This is a genomic window from Deinococcus aerius (assembly GCF_002897375.1).
Lineage (GTDB): Bacteria > Deinococcota > Deinococci > Deinococcales > Deinococcaceae > Deinococcus > Deinococcus aerius.
Window position 1 is genome coordinate 115,226 of record NZ_BFAG01000007.1, and the last position, 18,376, is coordinate 133,601.

Genomic DNA, 18,376 nt, shown 5'->3' on the forward strand with positions numbered 1-18,376 from the left:
GGGAGAGGGGCGTGGCACCTGGTTCTGGAAATGAAGCTCATCCTAAAAGGGACGCACCATTCCCGCCCTGTGGGGGTGACACGAAGTCCGGCGCGGCGGGTTGGTGCCTCCCCACAACACCCCTATCCTGTGGGCGTGACGGGGGAAGATGAGGGTCGCTGATCTGCTGGCGCTGCCGGTGTGTGCCCAGGCGCGGGTGGTGGTGCCGGGGGTGGACCTGACGCGCGAGGTGCGGCTGGCCCACGTGGTGGACGTGCCCGACGCCCAGCGATGGGTGCGCCCCGACATCCTGCTCCTCACGACCGGGCTCTCCTGGCCGCGCGAGCCGGGGGCGCTCACCCGGCTGGGCGAGGACCTCGCGCGGCACCGCCCGGCGGCGGTCGTGCTCGCCGTGCCGCACTTCTTCCCGGCCTTCCCGCCGGAGGTCGCCGGGGCCCTCGCCGCACGCGGCATCCCCGCCCTGGAGCTGCCCTGGGACGTGCCCTTCGCGGCGGTGGTGCAGTCGGCCCACGAGTTCATCCTGCGCGCCCAGGCGGGGGTGCTGGAGCGCAGCGAGGCGATCCACCGGGCGCTCACCCGCGCGGCGCTGAGCGGCAGCCTGGCGGACGTGGCGGCCACCCTCTCGGCGCAGCTCGGGCGGCCTGCCGCGCTCCTCGACGCGGGGGGACACGCCCTGACGCCGGGCCCGGCCCCCGACCCCACCGCCGCGCGGCAGGCCCTCGAACGCCCCGGGAGCGGGCCGCGTCCGCTCGCGGGGGGCACCCTCGTGCCGGTGCTGCTGCGCGGGTCGCGCGAGGGGGGCGTGTGGGTGGAGGGCGCGGGCGACCTGGAGGTGCGCTCGGCGGAACACGCCGCCACCGTCGCCGCCCTGCTGCTCCTCGCCCAGCGGGACCTGGAGGTGCGCGAGGCGCGGCTGGGCTACGCCTTCGTGGACACGCTGCTCGAGGGCCGCTTCAGCGCCGACTCCACCGCCCAGGAGCGGGCGCGGCGCCTGGGCTTCGACCCCGCCGGAAGCTACCGGGTCGCCCTCCTCGTCCTCGACGCGCCCCTGCCCCTCTCCCCGGAGGGCTTCGCCCGGCGCGAGCGGGCCGCCGGACGGGTCCGCGAGGTCCTGACCTCCCTGGGCGCCGCCCCCCTCGTCAGCGTCAGCCTCAACCACGTCTGGTTCCTGCTGCCCGAGCGGGTGAGCCCCGGGCAGGTGTGGGCGTGGGCGCGGCTGGGCTGGGAGGCCGAGGACGGGGACCCGTCCCCCGGCGGCATGGTGTACGGGCGGGCTCGGTCTGGCGCGGACGGGGTGGCGCAGGGCCGCGCGGAGGTGCTGACCCTGGCGGCCTATGCCCGGCCCGGAGAGCTGCGGTCCTACGCGGAGGTGCTGGTCCCAAGGGCCCTCAGCGGCGACCGCGACGCCCAGGCTGACCTCGTGGGGAGCCTCCTTTCCCCCCTGCGTGCGGCGCGCGGCGGGGAGGCTTTGATCACCACCGTGCGGGCCCTGTGCGACACGGGCTTCGCTCAGAGTGAGGCCGCCGCCCGGCTGGGCATCCACGGCAATACCCTGCGCTACCGCATGGACCGGGTGGAGACCCTGACGGGCCGCCCCCTGGACGACCCCGCCACCCGCTCGCTGTGGTGGCTGGCCCTGCAACTCGACGCCCTGACGGCATAGGGATGGTTGTGGGGAGGAAACAACAAACGCCCGTCTCCCTTGGCCTCCCTCCACCATGCTGCTCCCTTCTCCGGTGACTACCCTGACGGCACAGGAGGAAGACATGACCATTTCGCCGTCCAGAACGGACGAGCTTCTGGCCCTGCGTCTGTCCGAGGTCCCGCGCGGGGTGAGTAACGGCCACCCGATCATCGCCGCGCGGGCCGAGGGCGTACGGCTGTGGGACGTGGAAGGCCGCGTCTACCACGACTGGGTGGGCGGCATCGGCGTGCTGAACGTGGGGCACAACCACCCGAGGGTGGTGGAGGCCGTGCGGGCACAACTCGAACAGGTGACCCACACCAGTTTCCAGGTCGCCATGTACGAGCCCTACCTGCGGCTGGCCGCGCGGCTGAACGCGCTCTTCCCGGGCGAGCGCCCCGCCAAGACCATCTTCTTCACGACGGGCGCGGAGGCCACCGAGAACGCCATCAAGATCGCGCGGAGTTACACCGGGCGGCCCGCCGTCCTCTCCTTCACCCACTCCTTCCACGGGCGCACCCTGCTCGGCATGACGCTGACCGGCAAGAAGGGCTACTACGCGCAGAACTTCGGCCCCTTCGCCCCCGACGTGTACCACGCGCCCTTCCCGTACGAGTACCGGGGGGTGAGCGTGGAGGCCGCATTGGAGGGGCTGCACGAGCTGTTCCGCACGACCGTGGACTCCTCGCGCGTCGCCGCGATCATCCTCGAACCCGTGCTGGGGGAGGGCGGCTTCCTGCCCGCGCCGCCCGCCTTCCTGCGCGCCCTGCGGGACGTGTGTGACGAGCACGGCATCGTCTTCATTGCGGACGAGATTCAGAGCGGGATGGGCCGAACGGGGAGCCTCTGGGCCATCGAGGGGAGCGGCGTGAAGCCTGACCTCCTGACCTTCGCCAAGAGCATCGGCGGCGGGCTGCCCATCAGCGGCGTGACGGGCCGGGCGGAGATCATGGACGCGCCCGCGCCCGGCGGCCTGGGCGGCACCTATGCGGGCAATCCCCTCGCCTGCGCGGCGGGCCTCGCGGTCCTCGACCTCTTCGAGGACGGCTCGCTCCTCGCGCACGCCCGGCATGTCGGCGAGCGGCTGCACGCGGCCTTCCGCGACCTCCAGGCCGAAGTGCCCGGCATCGGCGACGTGCGCGGCCTCGGCCCGATGGTGGCGATGGAGTTCGTGAAGGACGGTGAGACGAAGACGCCCGACCCCGAGATGGCAACCCGCGTCGTCGAGGCCGCCCGCCGCCGGGGCCTGCTCCTCCTGAAGGCCGGAATGTACGCCAGCGTCATCCGCGTCCTCGTGCCCCTCACCGTCACCGACGAGGAACTGGACGAGGGGCTGGAGATGCTGCGTGGGGCGGTGTGGGAGGCGGCGCAGGGGTAGTGCCTGGCGCTCGCTGCGTTTTGCCCCTCCCCCTTGAGGGGGGAGGTTGGGAGGGGGTGAACCGAAGCGGCAGTCGGGGCCAACCGAAAGGCGAAAGCATCTTCCCAACGTTGGCGCCCGCTCCGTGGCCCCCTCACCCCGGCCCTCTCCCGCAAGGGGAGAGGGAGAACCATCTCAAGGAGAATCCACCATGCCCCATATCCACCTCCAGACCGAGATTCCCGGGCCACAGAGCGTGGTCCTCCAGAAACGCCGGGCGGCAGCAGTGTCTTCCGCGCTCGCGCAGGCCAACCCGGTCGCCGTCCGAACGGCGCGCGGGTCGCTCGTGACCGACGTGGACGGTAACACCTTCATCGACCTCGCGGGCGGCATCGGCATGATGGCGGTCGGGCACAACCACCCGAAGGTGGTGGAGGCGGTGCAGGCCCAGGCCGCCGAACTCATCCATCCCTGCGCGCTCGTGACCAACTTCGGGGCGTACCCGGCCCTCGCCGAGCGGCTGAATACGCTCACGCCGGGCGACTTCCCCAAGAAGACGCTGCTCGCCAACGGGGGCGCGGAGGCCGTCGAGAACGCCGTCAAGCTCGCGCGGGCGTACACCGGGCGGGCGGGCGTGATCGTGTTCGAGGGGGCGTATCACGGGCGCACCAACCTCACCATGAGCATGACGAGCAAGTACGGCCTGTTTAAAAAGGGCTTCGGCCCCTTCGCGGGCGAGGTCTACCGCCTGCCCTTCCCCAACCCCTACCGCGCGCCGGAGGGGATGACCCCCGAAGCCTGGGTGGACTGGTGCTGCTGGAACCTCGACAACGCCCTCACCGCGCACATCGACGCCTCGGCCCTCGCGTGCATCGTGGTCGAGCCGGTGCAGGGGGAGGGGGGCTTTATCCCCACCCCGGCGAAGTTCCTCCAGAAGATCAGGGAAGTCTGTGACCGCACGGGCGCCGTCATGGTCGCCGACGAGATTCAGAGCGGCAGCGGGCGCACCGGGCGGCTGTACGCCATCGAACACGCGGCGGTGGTGCCCGACCTCCTCGTGAGCGCCAAGAGCCTCGGGGCCGGAATGCCCATCAGCGCCGTCACGGGCCGCGCCGAGATCATGGACGCCCCGCACCTCGGCGGGGTGGGAAGCACCTACGGGGGCAGCCCCGTTGCGTGCGCCGCCGCCCTCGCCGTGCTGGACGTGCTGACCGAGCCCGGCTTCCTGGAACAGGGGCAGACGGTCGAGCGGGTCGTCCGCGAGGTCTGGGAACCCCTGCGCGGCGAGCTGCCCATCGGCGACGTGCGCGGGATCGGCGCGATGATGGCGGTCGAGTTCGTGAGGGACCCGGGGACGAGGGAGCCCTGGCCCGAACTCGTGGCCGCCTCCGTCCCCCTGGCGGTGAAGCGCGGCGTGCTGCTGATCCGCGCGGGGCTGTACTCCAACTGCATCCGCTTCCTGCCCGCCCTCGACATCCCCGAGGACATGCTGCGCGAGGGCCTGCAAGCCGTCGTGGAGGGGGTGCGCGAGGCGTACCGGACGATGCGGGAGCCGGTGCCCGCATGACCGCCACCTTCGCCGACCGCCCGGTGCTGGCTGCCCGCGAGGATGGCCGCTACGTGGTCGTGCAGGCGAGGGCCGAGGACGCACCTGCCCTGGAAGCCGTCCAGCGTGCCTGCTTCCCCGACCTCAGCGAGGAGGAGATCGCCACCGCCCGGCACTTCCTCTCACACCAGGCGCACTTCCCGGAAGGGCAACTCGCGGTGTTGGACACGCAGACGGGGCGGCTCGTCGCATCCAGCAGCGACTTTCGGATGCGGGTGGACTTCGCCCACTACGCGCATTCCTACCTGGAGGAGACAGGCGACAACCTCTTCACCACCCACGACCCGGGGGGCGACTGGCTGTACGGCGCGGACATCGGCGTCCACCCGGATGTGCGCGGCCAGAGCATCGCCACCCTGCTTTACGGGGCGCGGCACAGCCTGATCCGCCGCCTGAACCTGAAAGGGCATGTGGCCGGGGCGATGCCGAAGGGCTACTGCCAGGTTGCCGACCAGATGCCCATCGAGCAATACGTCCTGTCGGTGATCCGGGGCGAGCGCCGCGACCCGGTTCTCAGCGTCCAGCTCGGACGCGGGTACGGGGTATGGGGCATCATTCCCGACTATTTAGAGGACGAGTCCTGCGGGAATTACGGCGTCTTCATCGTGTGGCGCAACGCCGATTATCGGGAGGAAGGGTGACGACGATTTACACCGGCGGTCCCATTTACCCCCACGCGGACGGGCGGGCGGTGGAGGCGCTGGCGGTGCGGAGTGGGCGCGTGCTGCACATCGGAACGCTGGAGGACGCGCGGACGGTGGCCGGACCCGGGGCAAGGCTGCACGACCTCGGCGGCGATACCCTCCTCCCCGGCCTGACGGACGCGCACGTCCACGTCTGGAAGGTGGGCCAACTCCGCACGACGCTGCTCGACCTGCGGGAGGCCGGGTCTCCCGACGAACTGGCCCGGATGGTGCGGGAACGCCACGCCCAACTGCCCCCCGGCGTCTGGCTCTGGGGACGCGGCTGGAACGAGACGCGGCAGGGGGCCTCACCCGACCGTGCCCTCCTCGACGCCCTCGCCCCTGGCCGCCCCGTCCTCCTCACCCGAACCTGCGCCCACATCCACGCGGTCAGCACGGCGGCCCTGGAGCGCGCGGGCATCGGGCCGGACACCCCCGCCCCCCCCGGCGGCGAGATCGACTATGAAGGGGGGCGGTTGACCGAGACGGCCTACGGGCTGGTCTTCGACGCCATGCCCGCCCCGACCCAGGCGCAGTACGAGGCGTGGATTCTGGCGGGGCTGGAGTACCTCCACTCCCTCGGCTTCACGGCGGCGACCGATCCAGCGGTGGATGCGCCGCTCTACGCCGCCTATCGTGCGCTGGACGCGGCGGGACGGCTCCCCATCCGCGTCAATCTCCTCTACATCCGCAGGCCGGACGGCGGCTCGCAAACGCTGCCCCTGCCCGAGAAACACCTCTCGCCCTTCCTGCGCTGCAACAGCGTGAAGTTCTTCGGCGACGGCGGCCTCAGCGGGGCGACGGCGGCGGTGAGCGTGCCCTACCGCAACACGGAGGGGCCGAGCCAGGGGGTGCTGCGTTTCAAGACGGAGGAGTTGTACGAACTCGCGCGGGAAGCACATGTGGCGGGCTTCCGCATCGGCGCGCACGCGATTGGGGACGTGGCCCTCGACCAACTCCTCAGCGTGTACGCGAGGCTAGCTGAAGAACATCCCAGTGGCCCCCGCCACCGCATCGAACACTTCGGTCTGCCCTCCGCCGCCCACCTCCGTCTCGCCCGGGAGCTGCGGGTGATCGCCGTGCCCCAGCCCGTCTTCCTCCACGAACTGCGGGCCAACTACGACCGCTTCGTGCCCCACGAACTCGCCGGGCAGGTGTTTCCCCTGCGGGCCTACTTCGACGCGGGGCTCGACGTGGCTTTCTCTAGTGACGGCCCGGTCGTGCGCGAGTTGCGGCCCTTAGCGGGCGTCCGCGCGGCGGTGGCCGAGCCCTACGTCCCGGGCATGGAGGTCACGGTCGCCCAGGCCCTCGGCGCCTACACCCGCGGCGGGGCGGTCGCGCACGGCGACGAGCACGAGCGGGGCACCCTCGCCCCCGGCTCCCTCGCCGACCTCACCATTCTGGGGGGCGACCCGTTCCAAACTGAGCCTCAAGACCTGCCGGGAATCCCGGTGCGCGGCGCCGTGCTGGCCTCTCAGGCGCCCGTAGAAAGCGAGCGAGTATGACCACCCTGCAAAACGATCCCGTGACCCGCAGCCGCGCGTACTTCGACGGCGAGTGGCGCTCCACGCCCAAGACCTTCGAGGTCATCCACCCCGGCACCCTGGAACCCATCGGCGCGGTCGCCGACTGCACCCCCGACGACGCCCGCCGCGCCATCGACGCCGCCGAGGTCGCGCTGAAGGAGTGGCGCAAGGTCAACCCCTACCAGCGCGGCAAGATTCTGCGCCGCTGGCACGACCTGATGTTTACGCACAAGGAGGAACTCGCCCGCCTGATGACCCTGGAGATGGGCAAACCCATCACCGAGACGCGCGGCGAGGTCGGTTACGCGGCCAGCTTCATCGAGTGGTGCGCGGAGGAGGCTGGGCGCATCAGCGGCGAACGCATCGCCATGCGCTTCGACCATAAGCGCGGCTTCACGGCCTCCGAGCCGGTGGGCATCGTGTACGCCGTGACCCCCTGGAACTTCCCGGCGGGGATGATCACCCGCAAGGCCGCCCCCGCCCTCGCCGCCGGGTGCGTGATGATCCTCAAGCCCGCCGAGCAGAGCCCGATGACGGCCCTCTACCTCGCCGAGCTGTGGCTGGAGGCGGGCGGCCCCGCCAACACCTTCCAGGTTCTCCCCACGAACGACGCCCCGGCCTTTACCGCCCCCTTCATGGAGGACGAGCGGGTGCGGAAGCTGACCTTCACCGGCTCCACGGCGGTCGGTCGCCTCCTGTACACCCAGGCGGCGCGGACCCTCAAGCGCGTCTCCCTCGAACTCGGCGGCCACGCGCCCTTCCTGATCTTCGCGGACGCGGACCTGGAGAAAGCCGCCCGCGAGGTCGTCGGCTCCAAGTTCCGCAACGCCGGGCAGACCTGCATCAGCACCAACCGGGTGTACGTGCAGCGCGAGGTCGCCGAGGAATTCACCCGCATCCTCACCGAGAAGACGGCGGCCCTCAAGCTCGGCGACCCCTTGCAGGACGACACGGGCGTGGGTCCGGTCGTCGAGCAGGCGGGGCTGGACAAGGTGAAGGCCCACGTCGAGGACGCCCTCAGCCGGGGCGCGCGGGCGACGGTCGGCGGCAGCGTTCAGGAAGGCCTCTACTTCCAGCCCACGGTGCTCACGAACGTCTCGCCCGACAGCCTGATCCTGCACGAGGAGACCTTCGGCCCGGTCGCCCCCGTCGTGGTCTTCGACACGGAAGAAGAGGGCCTGCGCCTGGCGAACGATTCCGAGTACGGCCTGGCCGCCTACGCCTACACCCGCGACCTCTCCCGCGCCTGGCGGGTGGCCGAGGCGCTGGAATACGGCATCGTCGGCATCAACGACGGGGTGCCGAGCGCGGCGAGCCCCCACGTCCCCTTCGGCGGCATGAAGAACAGCGGCGTGGGCCGCGAGGGCGGGCACTGGGGGCTGGAGGAGTACCTGGAGACGAAGTTCATCTCCATGGGCGTCTGAAGAAGGATGGGCGGGGCGGCGGGTGTAACCCCGCCGCCTCATCTTTGTTTTTTCTCAATGTTCCCTTTTTCACAACTGGGGCTTTTCCTGTCATAGCCGCGTCAGACCATGTGCGTACCATGAGCTTACCTCCATGAATACGTCCTGGCCTGTCCCGGCAGCTCCCCGTCCCCTCGTCCCGCACGCCGAAGACCTGCCCGACCCCACCGTGCTGCCCGTGCCCGGCGGCTATTTCATCTACGCCACCAACAACCCCGCCGCGCACGTGCCCGTGGTGTTCAGCCCGGACCTGGAGAATTTTGCCCTGCTGGGCGACGCTCTGCCCCACCTTCCCGGCTGGGCGCGGCCCGGCTTCACCTGGGCGCCTGAGGTGATCGCCGTGGAAGGCGGCTACCGGCTCTACTTCACCGCCCGGCTGCGGGGCACGCGCCGCCAGGTCATCGGCGTCGCCACGTCCGCGAGCCCGGTCGGCCCGTTCGTCGCCGCCCCCCGGCCCCTGATCACGATGCTGGACCTCGGCGGGGCCATCGACCCGGACGTGCTGATCGCGCCAGACGGCAAACGTTACCTGTACTGGAAGAACGACGGCAACGCCGCACACCAGGCCACCCACCTGTGGGGCGCCCCGCTGAGCGAGGACGGGCTCTCGCTCGCCGCCGGGCCCGTGTGGCTGCTCACGGCCAGCGAGCCCTGGGAGCGCGAGCTGGTGGAGGCGCCCCAGGTCATCGAGGAGGGCGGCACCTTCCACCTGCTGTACTCGTGCGCGGACTTCGGCGACGAGAGCTACGCCATCGGCCACGCCTGCGGGGAGAGCCCACTGGGTCCCTTCTGGAAGACCAGCGCCGCGCCGCTGCTGGCCTCGCACGGGACGCTGGCAGGCCCGGGCCACAGCCACGCCTTCCGGGACGAGCGCGGGCAGTGGCGCCTGGCCTACCACGCCTGGCAGGCCGGGGCGGTGGGTTACCCACACGGTCGCCGCAGCCTGCAACTCTCCGCGCTGCACCTTGAAGGCCGTCTCGCCCGGGTGGGGTAAAGAGCGCCTGAGCCGACCCCGTCCCGCCTGCCGTTCCTATGCGCTCTTCCCCCCGCCGTGCAGCTCGTCCGTCCCGCTCGTCAGCCGCACGGCGAGGAGGATCGGCCCCAGCGTCAGGGCAATGACCATCAGCGCCACCACGTTCGTCACCGGGCGGTCGCGCGGCTTGAATAGCTCGGCCAGGAACCAGATCGGCAGGGTCTGCTGCTGCCCCGCCGTGAAGGTCGTGACGATCACCTCGTCGAGCGAGAGGGCGAAACTCAGCATCATGCCCGCCAGCAGCGCCGTGGCGACCGAGGGGAGCAGCACCCGCCGCAGGGTGGCGAAGTAGTCCGCCCCCAGGTCCATGCTCGCCTCCACGAGGGAAACGGACGTGCGCCGCAACCGCGCGACGACATTGTTGTAGACGGTCACGATGCAGAAGGTCGCGTGACCGACGACGATAGTTGCGGTCCCCAGCGGCACGTTCAGGCGCTGAAAGGTTGTCAGCAGCGCGATCCCCGTGACGATGCCCGGCAGGGCGATGGGCAGGATCAGCAGCAGCGTCACCACGTCCCGCGCCCGGAAGCGTGCCCGCGCCATCGCCAGCGACACGAGCGTGCCGAGCAGGGCTGCCAGGAGGGTGCTCGCCAGCGCCACGCCGAGGCTCAGCCGCAAGGCCGCCCACATATCGCCGCGCGCCGCCGCCCGGGGAAACCACTCCATCGTTAATCCCGGCGGTGGGAAGCGGTACGTGCGGTCCTCGGTCGTGAAGGCGTACAGGGCGATGATCAGGATGGGGACGTACAGGAACAATAACCCCGCGAGCGCCGAGACCCGCAGGAGGAGGGAAGGCCGCGAGTTCATAGCGCGTCGAACGCTCCCAGCCGCCTCGCCAGCAGCAGGTAGACCGTGATGATCAGGATGGGCACCACGCTGAAGGCCGCCGCAAGAGGCAGGTTTCCCGCCGTCCCCTGCTGCGTGTACACCATCTGCCCGATAAAGAAGCCCGGCGCCCCCACCACCCCGGGGATGATGTAGTCCCCCAGCGTCAGGCTGAAGGTGAAGATGCTCCCCGCCGCGATCCCCGGCACCGCGAGCGGCAGGATGACGCGCCGGAGGGTCTGAGCTGGTCTTGCGCCGAGGTCGCTGCTCGCCTGGAGGACGGCGGGCGAGATGCGTTCCAGCGCCGCCTGGACCGGCAGGATCATGTACGGCAGCCAGATATAGGTGAAGACGAGAAACATCCCGAGGTAAGAGGAGGCGAGGCTCGGGCCGCCCACCACCGGGGTCCTCAACAACCCGTCCAGCAGCGGACGCAGGTGCAGCGCGTCCGCCAGTGCCGAGATCACCCCGTCCTGCGCGAGGACCAGCCGCCCGGCGTAGACCCGCACGAGGTAGCTGCTCCACAGCGGCAGCAGCACGAGGACGTACAGCCACGCCTTCCTGGCCCCCCGCGCGTGAAAGGCCATCAGGAAGGCGATGGGAAAGGCGATCAGCGCGCAGGCCACCGTCACCGCCAGCGCCATCAGCACCGTCCGCACCACGATGTCCACATTGCTCGGCGTGGTGAAGACCTGCGCGAAGTTGGTCAGGGTGAAGCGCGGCTCGACCTGCCCCGTGAAGTCGTTGAGCCCGTAGAAGGAGTACACGAGCAGGTTCACGAGCGAGCCGAGGTACACGACGACCATCCACGCCAGCGGCGGGAGCAGCGTCACGGCGAGCAGGACGGCGGGCCGCAGCACGAGGGTGTCGGAGAGGCGGCGGCGCAGGGGCCGAGTCGGGGCGGGGGAGAGGCTCACTCGTCCTCCAGGCGGTGCAGGGCGTCCGGGTCCCAGGTCAGGCCGACCATCGTTCCCAGGGGAGGCGGGGGGACGCTCGCGGGCATGACGGCGGACACCCGCTCCAACCCCACCCGCACGTCGAGCCGGGTAAACGCCCCCTGGTAGCTCACGTCGTCCAGCGTGCCCACGAGGTCGCCGGGTCGGGGAGAAGGATGCACCGTCACCCGCTCTGGCCGCAGGGCATAGGTGCCGTCCCCCGCCCCGATCACCCCGCCGTCCAGCACGTTCGCCCCGCCCACGAACCGCGCGACGAAGCGGGTGCGGGGCCGCTCGTACACCTCGCGCGGTGGCCCCATCTGCACGACTCTTCCATCCGCGAAGACCGCCACCCGGTCGCTCATGCTCAGCGCCTCGCCCTGGTCGTGGGTGACGTAGACGAAGGTGACGCCGAGTTGACGTTGCAGGCTCCGCAGCTCCCCCTGCATCTCCTCGCGCAGCTTGAGGTCCAGCGCCCCCAGCGGCTCGTCGAGCAGGAGGATGCGGGGGTGGCGGGCCAGCGCCCGGGCGAGCGACACCCGCTGCCGTTGCCCGCCCGAAAGCTGCGCGGGCCGACGGTCCCCGAACCCCGACAGCTTCACGAGGTCGAGCATCTCCTCGGCCCGGCGCTCGCGCTCGCGTTTGGGCACCCCGCGCACGGTCAGCGCATACGCCACGTTCTCCCGCACGTTCATATGCGGAAAGAGGGCATAGTCCTGAAAGACCGTGTTCACGTCCCGCGCGTAGGGTGGCAGGCGTGAGGCGTCCTGCCCGAACAGCTCGATCCGCCCCGCGGACGGCAGCTCGAAGCCGCCGATCAGCCGCAGCGCCGTCGTCTTCCCACTTCCCGACGGACCCAGCAGGCTGAAAAACTCGCCCTCGGCAATCTCCAGCGTCACCCCGTCCACCGCGCGCACCGTGCCGAAGGTGCAGCTCACGTCACGCAGGGCGACGGCGACGTTCGCGCGGGTCCCGGTCACGGTGGGAGAAGTCGCCAGGACCGTCATCGGCCCTCAGCGTCCGCCCTGGATGGCGATGTAGTCGCTCACCCAGCGGCTATAGGGCACGCAGGTCCCCTGGGTGGGGCACTTGGCGACGGGCGTGCGCCAGAACCAGATGCGGTCGAAGTAGCCGAAGCCGTTCGTCTTGCAGCCGTCCTTGCCGAGCAGGGTCGAGGCCGTGCAGCCCCTGGGGTTGGCGGGCAGCGAGCCGAACCACGCGGACACGTCGCCCTGCACCTTGGGGTTCAGGCTCCACTCCAGCCAGCGGTAGGCGCAGTTGGGGTGCGGCGCCTGAGCGTGCATCATCGTCGTGTCGGCCCACCCGGTCGCGCCCTCGGCGGGGAGGGTACTCGCCACGGGCTGCTTGTTCGCCTGCAACGTGTTGACCTGGAAGGGCCAGGTCGGGCTCGCCACCACGCCCTCGTTCGTGAAGTCCTGGACCTGCACGTTCGCGTCGTTCCAGTATCGCTGCACGATCTGACGCTGGCCGCGCAACAGTTTTAGAACCTCTGCATACTGCTTCTCGTTCAGCTCGTAGGGGTTCTTGATGCCGAGCCCGGGCCGCGTCTTCATCAGGTACAGCGCCGCGTCCGCGAGGTAGATCGCCCCGTAGTACGCCTGCACCCGCCCCTTGTTGCTCTTGCCGTCGGACAGGGTGGTCGGCTCGAACACCACCTTCCACGAGGTCGGCGGGGTCTTGAAGGCCTTCGTCGAATACGCCAGCACGTTCGGGCCCCACTGGTACGGCACCCCGTAGTGCATCCCGTTCACCACGTACCACGGCGCGTTCTGAAGCCGCTTGTCCACCTGCGAGAAGGAGGGGACGAGCTTCGTGTTGATGGGCTGCACCTTGTTTCCGTAGACGAGGCGCAGGCTGGCGTCCCCGCTCGCCGTCACAAGGTCGAAGCCGCCCTGGTTCATCAGGGTCACGGCCTCGTCGCTGCTGGCGAAGGTCTTGACGCTCACCTTGCAGCCCGTCTGCTTCTCGAAGCCCGTCACCCAGTCGTAATTCTTGTCGCTCGCCCCACGCTCGATGTAGCCCGGCCAAGCGAGGATGCGAAGTTGGCCCTCCCCTGGCCCGAGGCTCTGCCGCATCGTCGTGACCTGAGCGGCGGCGAGCGTCTGGGAGAGCAGGAGGGAAACCATCAGAACGTGTCGCATAGGACTCCTTTTGAAGATGGGGACCGGGTCAAAGACCCTATCCTTATTGCTCCTCCCCCTTGAGGGGGGAGGCTGGGAGGGGGTGAACTGGCCTGGCATCCGGGCCACCCAGCCCCACAACCACCCGCTACGCCAGCGCGAACGCCGACGCCCGCACCTTCCGCCCGGCCGCCGCCAGCACTTCCCGCGCCACCCGCTCGCCGCTCTCGACGCCGCCCTCCATGTAGCCCTGGGCGTCAATGGAGGTGTGTTCGCCGCAGAAGTGCAGGCCGTACACCGCCTCGCCCTCCGCGCCCGAGATCGTGGTCCACTGCCCCACCCGGTAGCAGGCGTAGGAGGCGCGCACGTAGGGGTTCCCCGGCCAGAAGGCGCGCACGGGGGCCGTGCCTGAGCGGGCGGCGTTCAGCCCCGGGAACACGCGCTCCATCTCACCCAGCCAGGCCGAGGTCCGCGCCTCCGAGGTCCCCGTGCCGACTTCCAGCCCACGGCGCCCGCCGAGGTAGTTCGTGAGGCAGCCACCCGGGGCCGAGACACCCCGGCTGCTCTCCCAGGTGTTCTGCCAGGGGCGGTCCGTGAACACCTCGCCGCTCGACCTGTAGCGGTCCCGCCACACCCGCGAGGTGAAGCCCGCGATGAGCTTGGCGTTCGTCCCGTACCCGAGTTCCGCGATGGCCCGGCGCTTGACCTGCGGGAGCGCGAGGCCGCTGAGGTCCACCCGCCGCAGCGTCGTGAACGGCAGGGCGAACACGACCCGGGGGGCGACCACGTCCGTCCGCTGCCCGTCGCGGTTGAACGTCAGCACATACTGGCCGTCCCGGCGCCCCCGCACGGCCTCCAGCCAGGTGCCGTAGCGGATGTTGGCCCCCACAACTGCGGCGAGAGCCTGCGGCACCCGGTCGTTGCCGCCCTCGATCCCGTACCGCTCGTCGCTGGCGCCGAACAGCTCGAACTGCCCCGGCTCGGTGCCCACGAGGTACAGGAAGTTCAGCGGGCTCTGCTCGCTCGTCTCCAGGCCGTACTCGATGTTGTACGCCACGTCGAGCAGGTCGAGGAGCCAGCCCCGCGCCCCGATGTCCTCCAGATACTGCCGCAGCGAGATGGTGTCCAGGCGCCGCCCCGGGCCGGGGTTGGTGTAGCTCACCGTGTCGTCGCCTAGGCTGGCCACGTCGTCGTCGATGCGCTTCACCAGGGGGCGGAAGGCGTCCACGGCCTCGCGCTCGGAGTGGCGGCGACCGCCGAAGTCGTACCACTGCGGGATAAGGCCCACGTCCGTCTGCCCCAGGTCCACCAGCCGCAGCCCGAGTTCCCTCGCCAGCGCGCGGATGTTCTTGTGCCCGGAGTCGATGAACTCCCCGCCGAGTTCCACCGGCCTGGGGAAGTGCCCGCGCAGGGTGTGCATCCGCCCGCCCGCCCGGGTCGAGGCCTCGTAGACCCGGTACGGGATGCCCGCCCGGTGCAGGCGGTAGGCGACCGTGAGGCCCGCCACCCCCGCCCCGATGATGGCGACGGGAGAGCCGTCCCCGAGGCCCTGTGAACGGATCGGCGGCCCGCCGCCCCCCGCCAGGGCGCCCTGCCCGCAGGAGGTCAGCGCGAGGCCCGCCGCCGCCCCCGCCGAGGCCCGCAGCACCTGCCGGCGCGAGAGCAGCGTCTCCCGACGTTCCAACGCCTCGTCCGTGCTCACCCCGGCGTGCTCGGCGTCCCGGGCAAGGGTGAAGGCCCGCCTCAGGGCTCCCAGCAGCGGCGTCCGGGTCACTGGTCCGCCTCGCCGAAGATCGTGAAGTGCCAGGGTTTGCGCCGCGCCCCGGTGTGGTCGAGCATGACGTGTTTGGGCACCGTGTACTCCTCCAGCGCGTAGTGCGACAGGTCCTTGCCAAAACCGCTGCGTCCGAAGCCCCCGTGCGGCATCTCGGAGGCGAGCGGCAGGTGGTCGTTCACCCAGACGGTCCCGCAGCGCAGCGCCGCCGAGACCCGCAGCGCCCGGCCCACGTCGCGCGTCCACACGCTGCCCGCCAGGCCGTAGGGGACCCCGTTGGCGAGGGTGATGGCCTCCTCCTCACCCGAGAAGGCATTGAGCACCACGACCGGCCCGAAAATCTCCTCCTGCACGCAGTCGGCGTGCTGCGGCGCGTTGGCGATCACCGTCGGCGGGTAGAAGAACCCCGGCCCCGGCGGCACCTCGCCCCCGAGTTCGACCGTGAGCCCCTGCGCCCGCGCGTCCTCCACGAAGCGGCGCACCTTGTCCCGCTGCTCGGCGCTCGACAGCGGCCCCAGGTCGGTGTTTTCGCTCGCCGGGTCACCCATGCGGATGGAGGAGGCGACCTCCCTGAAGCGGGCCAGGAAGGCGTCATACACCTCCCGCTCGACGTAGAGCCGGGTGGCGGCGGTGCAGTCCTGCCCGGCGTTCACGAAGCTCGCGGCGACTGCGCCCTGCACGGCGGCCTCCAGGTCCGCATCCGCGAACACGACGAGGGGGGCCTTGCCGCCGAGTTCCAGCGTCACCCGTTTGGTGAGGCGGCTGGCGAGTTCCATCACCCGCTGTCCGGTGCGGGTGCTGCCGGTGAAGCTCAGCATCGCCACGTCCGGGTGGGTGCAGATCGCCTCGCCGACCTCCGCGCCGCCCGTGACCACCTCGATCAGCCCTTCAGGGAGCCCCGCCTCCAGCGCGAGTTCCGCCATCCGCAGCGTCGTGAGCGGTGTGTTCGGCGCGGGCTTGATGACGACCGCATTTCCTGCCGCGAGGGCCGGGCCGAGCTTCCAGGCGGCCATCAGGAAGGGGTAGTTCCAGGGGGTGATCGCGCCCACCACGCCGACGGGTTCGCGGCGGATCATGCTCGTGTAGCCGCCGACGTAGCTGCCCGCCGCCGCGCCCTCCTGCCGCCGGACCGACGCGGCGAAGTAGCGCACGTTGTCGATCCCGAAGGGAATGTCCGAAAAACGGGCGAGCTTGATGGGCTTGCCCGCGTTGCGGCTTTCGAGCTGGGCCAGCTCCTCGGCGTGAGCTTCCAGCGCGTCCGCCCATTTCAGCAGCGCCGTGCTGCGCTCTCCAACGCTCAGCGCCCCCCACCCCCGCTGCGCCTCCCGCGCCCGGGTCACGGCGGCGTCCACGTCCCCCGGGGTCAGCTCGGGCACCTCGGCGAAGGCCTCGCCGCTCGCCGGGTCGATAAGGCTCCTCGTGCTCGCTCGCACCGTCGTCATGTCGGGCTCCTGCGGGAAGGGCGGGGTGAGGAACAGGGCGTCCTGATCGTCATGGGAACCTCGCTGGATGGAGAGGGCGAAGGGGCACCGAACGTGAGGGCCGGGGGTGAAGGGTTTCCGAATTGTGTGTGGCGTAACTCTACCATCGTAGGCGTCCCAGTTTCCCGAACACTTGTGGGGAAGTCACGAAGGAAAGGACGGGGTCTTGGGAGAACAGGACAACGGGGCGGTTCTCCAGCAGGGTCGGGGTGGAACGGCCCTCGCCGAATCGCCCGCATCGCGGCTGGTTGCGGCACCCCGGACCCGGAATCAAAGCGGACCCTGCCGGTCTGCGGGTCTGGACGTTCGACTCCCCGGCATGGTGGAGCGGCGTCACGCCCCCCTCTGGCAACGGGCAAGGAGGAGCGCCGCCCCCGCCGGGGGCTCTTAACTCCCGTGACCGCGCGGGGCTTAGCTCGACTCTTCCGCGAGACGCGGGCGCTTCCAGTCGCTCTTTTCCCCGCGCACGGTTGCAGTCCCGAGTCTATGGGGCGCCTGAACGTGCCTCATGGAGAGGCCGTCTTGTCGTCCCTTCGCCGGGTCCCTCTGCCCCCTACTTCGGGCCCGCCGTCACAATGACGATGTTCCCGGGGTCCAGCAGTTCCCTGGCGGCCTGGTTCACCTGATCGAGGGTGACCGCGTTCACCTTGGCCTGGTACTGGGTGAGTTCGGAAAGCGGCAGCCCGGTGGTGTAAAAGCCCGTGAAGGTGCCCGCCAGCGCGGCGGGGTCGGCGAGACCCACCGTGTAGCTGCTCACGAGCGCGTTCTTGGCGGTGTTCACCTCGGTCTGGGTCAGGCCGACCTCCCGCACCTGCCCCAGGATCGCCAGGGCCCCCTGCACCGCCCGCTCGGTGTCCCGGGGGTTGGTCTGCATGACCAGGGTGAAGGGCCCCGCCTCGCGCCCGGCGCTGAAGCCCGAGTACACGCCGTAGGTCAGGCCCTGCTGGTCGCGCAGGGTGGTACCCAGGCGGCTGGAGAGGGTGTCGCCGCCCAGCACCTGATTCAGGACCAGGCTGGCGTAGTAGCGCGGGTCCCGGCGGTCGATGCTCTGGTAGCCCAGGTACGTGACCGCCTGCGTCTTGCCGGGGAGGTCGGGGTTCTGGCGCACCACGCCCGCCGGTTTGCCCACCTCTGGGTAACTCACGGTGGGGGCGGGGCCCTGCGCCGTCCAGCCGCCCAGCTTCTGGGTGAGGAGCGCCCGGACCGCAGCCGGGTCGAAGTCGCCCACCAGCGTGACCACCGTGGTGTCCGGGCGGTAGTGCGCCTGGTAGAAGGCGGTCAGGTCGTCCCGGGTCAGCGTGCCCACGCTCTGCGGGGTGGCGAACACCTGCCAGGGGTTGCCCTTGGGGTACACCGTCTTGCGGAAGACCTGCTGCGCGACGGTGCCGGGGTCGTCGGCGCTGCGCCTCAGGCCTTGCAGGGCCTGGGCCTGGCTGAGCTTGAACTGCTCTTCCGGGAAGGTGGCGTTTTGCAGCACGTCCGCGAACACGTCCACCAGGGTGGGGAGGTCCTTTGCCAGCGCCGCCCCGCCGATCTGTACCCCGAAGCGGCTGGCACTCGCCGAGAGCCCGGCGCCCACGTCGTCCAGGGCGCGGGCCAGGGCCAGCTCGCCCCGCGTCCGCGTGCCCGAGAGCAGGTTGCCCGCCACGAGGTCGGCCACCCCCGCCTTGTCCTCGGTGTCGAACTCGCGGCCCGCCCGCACGTCGGCGCTCAGGGTCACGGTGGGGGTGCTCGCGTTGCGCAGCAGCAGCACCGTCAGCCCGTTGGGGAGTTTGATCTCCTCCGGCAGGGTCACCTGCGCCTGCCCGGCGGGGGGCGAGGGGGGCAGGTACTGGGCGACCTGGGCGGGGTCCACCGGGGGCCCGGCG

At 70.8% G+C, this 18,376-nt stretch carries 14 protein-coding genes; 7 read left to right on the forward strand and 7 right to left on the reverse strand.

Going from position 1 to position 18,376, the window contains the following annotated elements; all coding sequences use genetic code 11:
- Positions 1-148: 148 nt before the first annotated feature.
- From DAERI_RS11180 to DAERI_RS11210, 7 genes are all read left to right on the forward strand, one after another.
- A complete protein-coding gene (locus DAERI_RS11180) occupies positions 149-1,663 on the forward strand; it encodes a PucR family transcriptional regulator (RefSeq protein ID WP_103129510.1) in 1,515 nt (504 codons plus the stop codon).
- 103 nt (positions 1,664-1,766) lie between these two features.
- Positions 1,767-3,062 (forward strand): 4-aminobutyrate--2-oxoglutarate transaminase, encoded by a 1,296-nt coding sequence (gene gabT / locus DAERI_RS11185; RefSeq protein ID WP_103129511.1) that lies wholly within the window; start codon positions 1,767-1,769, stop codon positions 3,060-3,062.
- A 190-nt stretch (positions 3,063-3,252) separates the two neighbouring features.
- Positions 3,253-4,608, forward strand: coding sequence for an aspartate aminotransferase family protein (locus DAERI_RS11190; protein ID WP_103129512.1), 1,356 nt, complete (start codon positions 3,253-3,255; stop codon positions 4,606-4,608).
- On the forward strand, positions 4,605-5,288 hold the full coding sequence (locus tag DAERI_RS11195) for a GNAT family N-acetyltransferase (protein WP_103129513.1): 684 nt from the start codon (positions 4,605-4,607) through the stop codon (positions 5,286-5,288). Before DAERI_RS11190 ends, DAERI_RS11195 begins: the two co-directional genes overlap by 4 nt.
- A complete protein-coding gene (locus tag DAERI_RS11200; protein ID WP_235610349.1) occupies positions 5,285-6,835 on the forward strand; it encodes an amidohydrolase in 1,551 nt (516 codons plus the stop codon). The genes DAERI_RS11195 and DAERI_RS11200 overlap by 4 nt, the downstream gene beginning before the upstream one ends.
- Positions 6,832-8,280 (forward strand): NAD-dependent succinate-semialdehyde dehydrogenase, encoded by a 1,449-nt coding sequence (locus DAERI_RS11205; RefSeq protein ID WP_103129515.1) that lies wholly within the window; start codon positions 6,832-6,834, stop codon positions 8,278-8,280. Before DAERI_RS11200 ends, DAERI_RS11205 begins: the two co-directional genes overlap by 4 nt.
- A gap of 133 nt (positions 8,281-8,413) precedes the next feature.
- Positions 8,414-9,313 (forward strand): glycoside hydrolase family 43 protein, encoded by a 900-nt coding sequence (locus DAERI_RS11210; protein ID WP_103129516.1) that lies wholly within the window; start codon positions 8,414-8,416, stop codon positions 9,311-9,313.
- A 36-nt stretch (positions 9,314-9,349) separates the two neighbouring features.
- On the opposite strand, the gene DAERI_RS11215 is transcribed toward DAERI_RS11210, so the two are convergent.
- The 7 genes from DAERI_RS11215 to DAERI_RS22585 form a co-directional block, all read right to left on the reverse strand.
- Positions 9,350-10,159 (reverse strand): ABC transporter permease, encoded by an 810-nt coding sequence (locus tag DAERI_RS11215; protein ID WP_103129517.1) that lies wholly within the window; start codon positions 10,157-10,159, stop codon positions 9,350-9,352.
- Complete coding sequence (locus DAERI_RS11220; RefSeq protein WP_201262738.1) at positions 10,156-11,094, reverse strand: ABC transporter permease; 939 nt, start codon at positions 11,092-11,094, stop codon at positions 10,156-10,158. The genes DAERI_RS11215 and DAERI_RS11220 overlap by 4 nt, the downstream gene beginning before the upstream one ends.
- A complete protein-coding gene (locus DAERI_RS11225) occupies positions 11,091-12,119 on the reverse strand; it encodes an ABC transporter ATP-binding protein (protein WP_103129518.1) in 1,029 nt (342 codons plus the stop codon). Before DAERI_RS11225 ends, DAERI_RS11220 begins: the two co-directional genes overlap by 4 nt.
- Before the next feature lie 6 nt (positions 12,120-12,125).
- Positions 12,126-13,274, reverse strand: coding sequence for an ABC transporter substrate-binding protein (locus tag DAERI_RS11230; RefSeq protein WP_201262739.1), 1,149 nt, complete (start codon positions 13,272-13,274; stop codon positions 12,126-12,128).
- 127 nt (positions 13,275-13,401) lie between these two features.
- On the reverse strand, positions 13,402-15,027 hold the full coding sequence (locus DAERI_RS11235; protein WP_103129520.1) for a flavin monoamine oxidase family protein: 1,626 nt from the start codon (positions 15,025-15,027) through the stop codon (positions 13,402-13,404).
- Positions 15,024-16,469 carry an aminobutyraldehyde dehydrogenase gene (locus DAERI_RS11240; protein ID WP_103129521.1) on the reverse strand — a complete coding sequence of 482 codons (1,446 nt, stop codon included), beginning with the start codon at positions 16,467-16,469 and terminating at the stop codon, positions 15,024-15,026. Before DAERI_RS11240 ends, DAERI_RS11235 begins: the two co-directional genes overlap by 4 nt.
- A gap of 592 nt (positions 16,470-17,061) precedes the next feature.
- Positions 17,062-18,363 carry a M16 family metallopeptidase gene (locus tag DAERI_RS22585; protein WP_201262740.1) on the reverse strand — a complete coding sequence of 434 codons (1,302 nt, stop codon included), beginning with the start codon at positions 18,361-18,363 and terminating at the stop codon, positions 17,062-17,064.
- Positions 18,364-18,376 lie beyond the last annotated feature (13 nt).

Bases quoted from the DNA above. Each gene is read 5' to 3' on its own strand.
- DAERI_RS11230 (WP_201262739.1), bottom strand. From the start codon at position 13,274: ATGCGACACGTTCTGATGGTTTCCCTCCTGCTCTCCCAGACGCTCGCC.
- DAERI_RS11215 (WP_103129517.1), bottom strand. From the start codon at position 10,159: ATGAACTCGCGGCCTTCCCTCCTCCTGCGGGTCTCGGCGCTCGCGGGG.
- DAERI_RS11225 (WP_103129518.1), bottom strand. From the start codon at position 12,119: ATGACGGTCCTGGCGACTTCTCCCACCGTGACCGGGACCCGCGCGAAC.
- DAERI_RS11180 (WP_103129510.1), top strand. From the start codon at position 149: ATGAGGGTCGCTGATCTGCTGGCGCTGCCGGTGTGTGCCCAGGCGCGG.
- DAERI_RS11190 (WP_103129512.1), top strand. From the start codon at position 3,253: ATGCCCCATATCCACCTCCAGACCGAGATTCCCGGGCCACAGAGCGTG.
- DAERI_RS11195 (WP_103129513.1), top strand. From the start codon at position 4,605: ATGACCGCCACCTTCGCCGACCGCCCGGTGCTGGCTGCCCGCGAGGAT.
- DAERI_RS11240 (WP_103129521.1), bottom strand. From the start codon at position 16,469: ATGACGACGGTGCGAGCGAGCACGAGGAGCCTTATCGACCCGGCGAGC.
- DAERI_RS11210 (WP_103129516.1), top strand. From the start codon at position 8,414: ATGAATACGTCCTGGCCTGTCCCGGCAGCTCCCCGTCCCCTCGTCCCG.
- DAERI_RS11205 (WP_103129515.1), top strand. From the start codon at position 6,832: ATGACCACCCTGCAAAACGATCCCGTGACCCGCAGCCGCGCGTACTTC.
- gabT (WP_103129511.1), top strand. From the start codon at position 1,767: ATGACCATTTCGCCGTCCAGAACGGACGAGCTTCTGGCCCTGCGTCTG.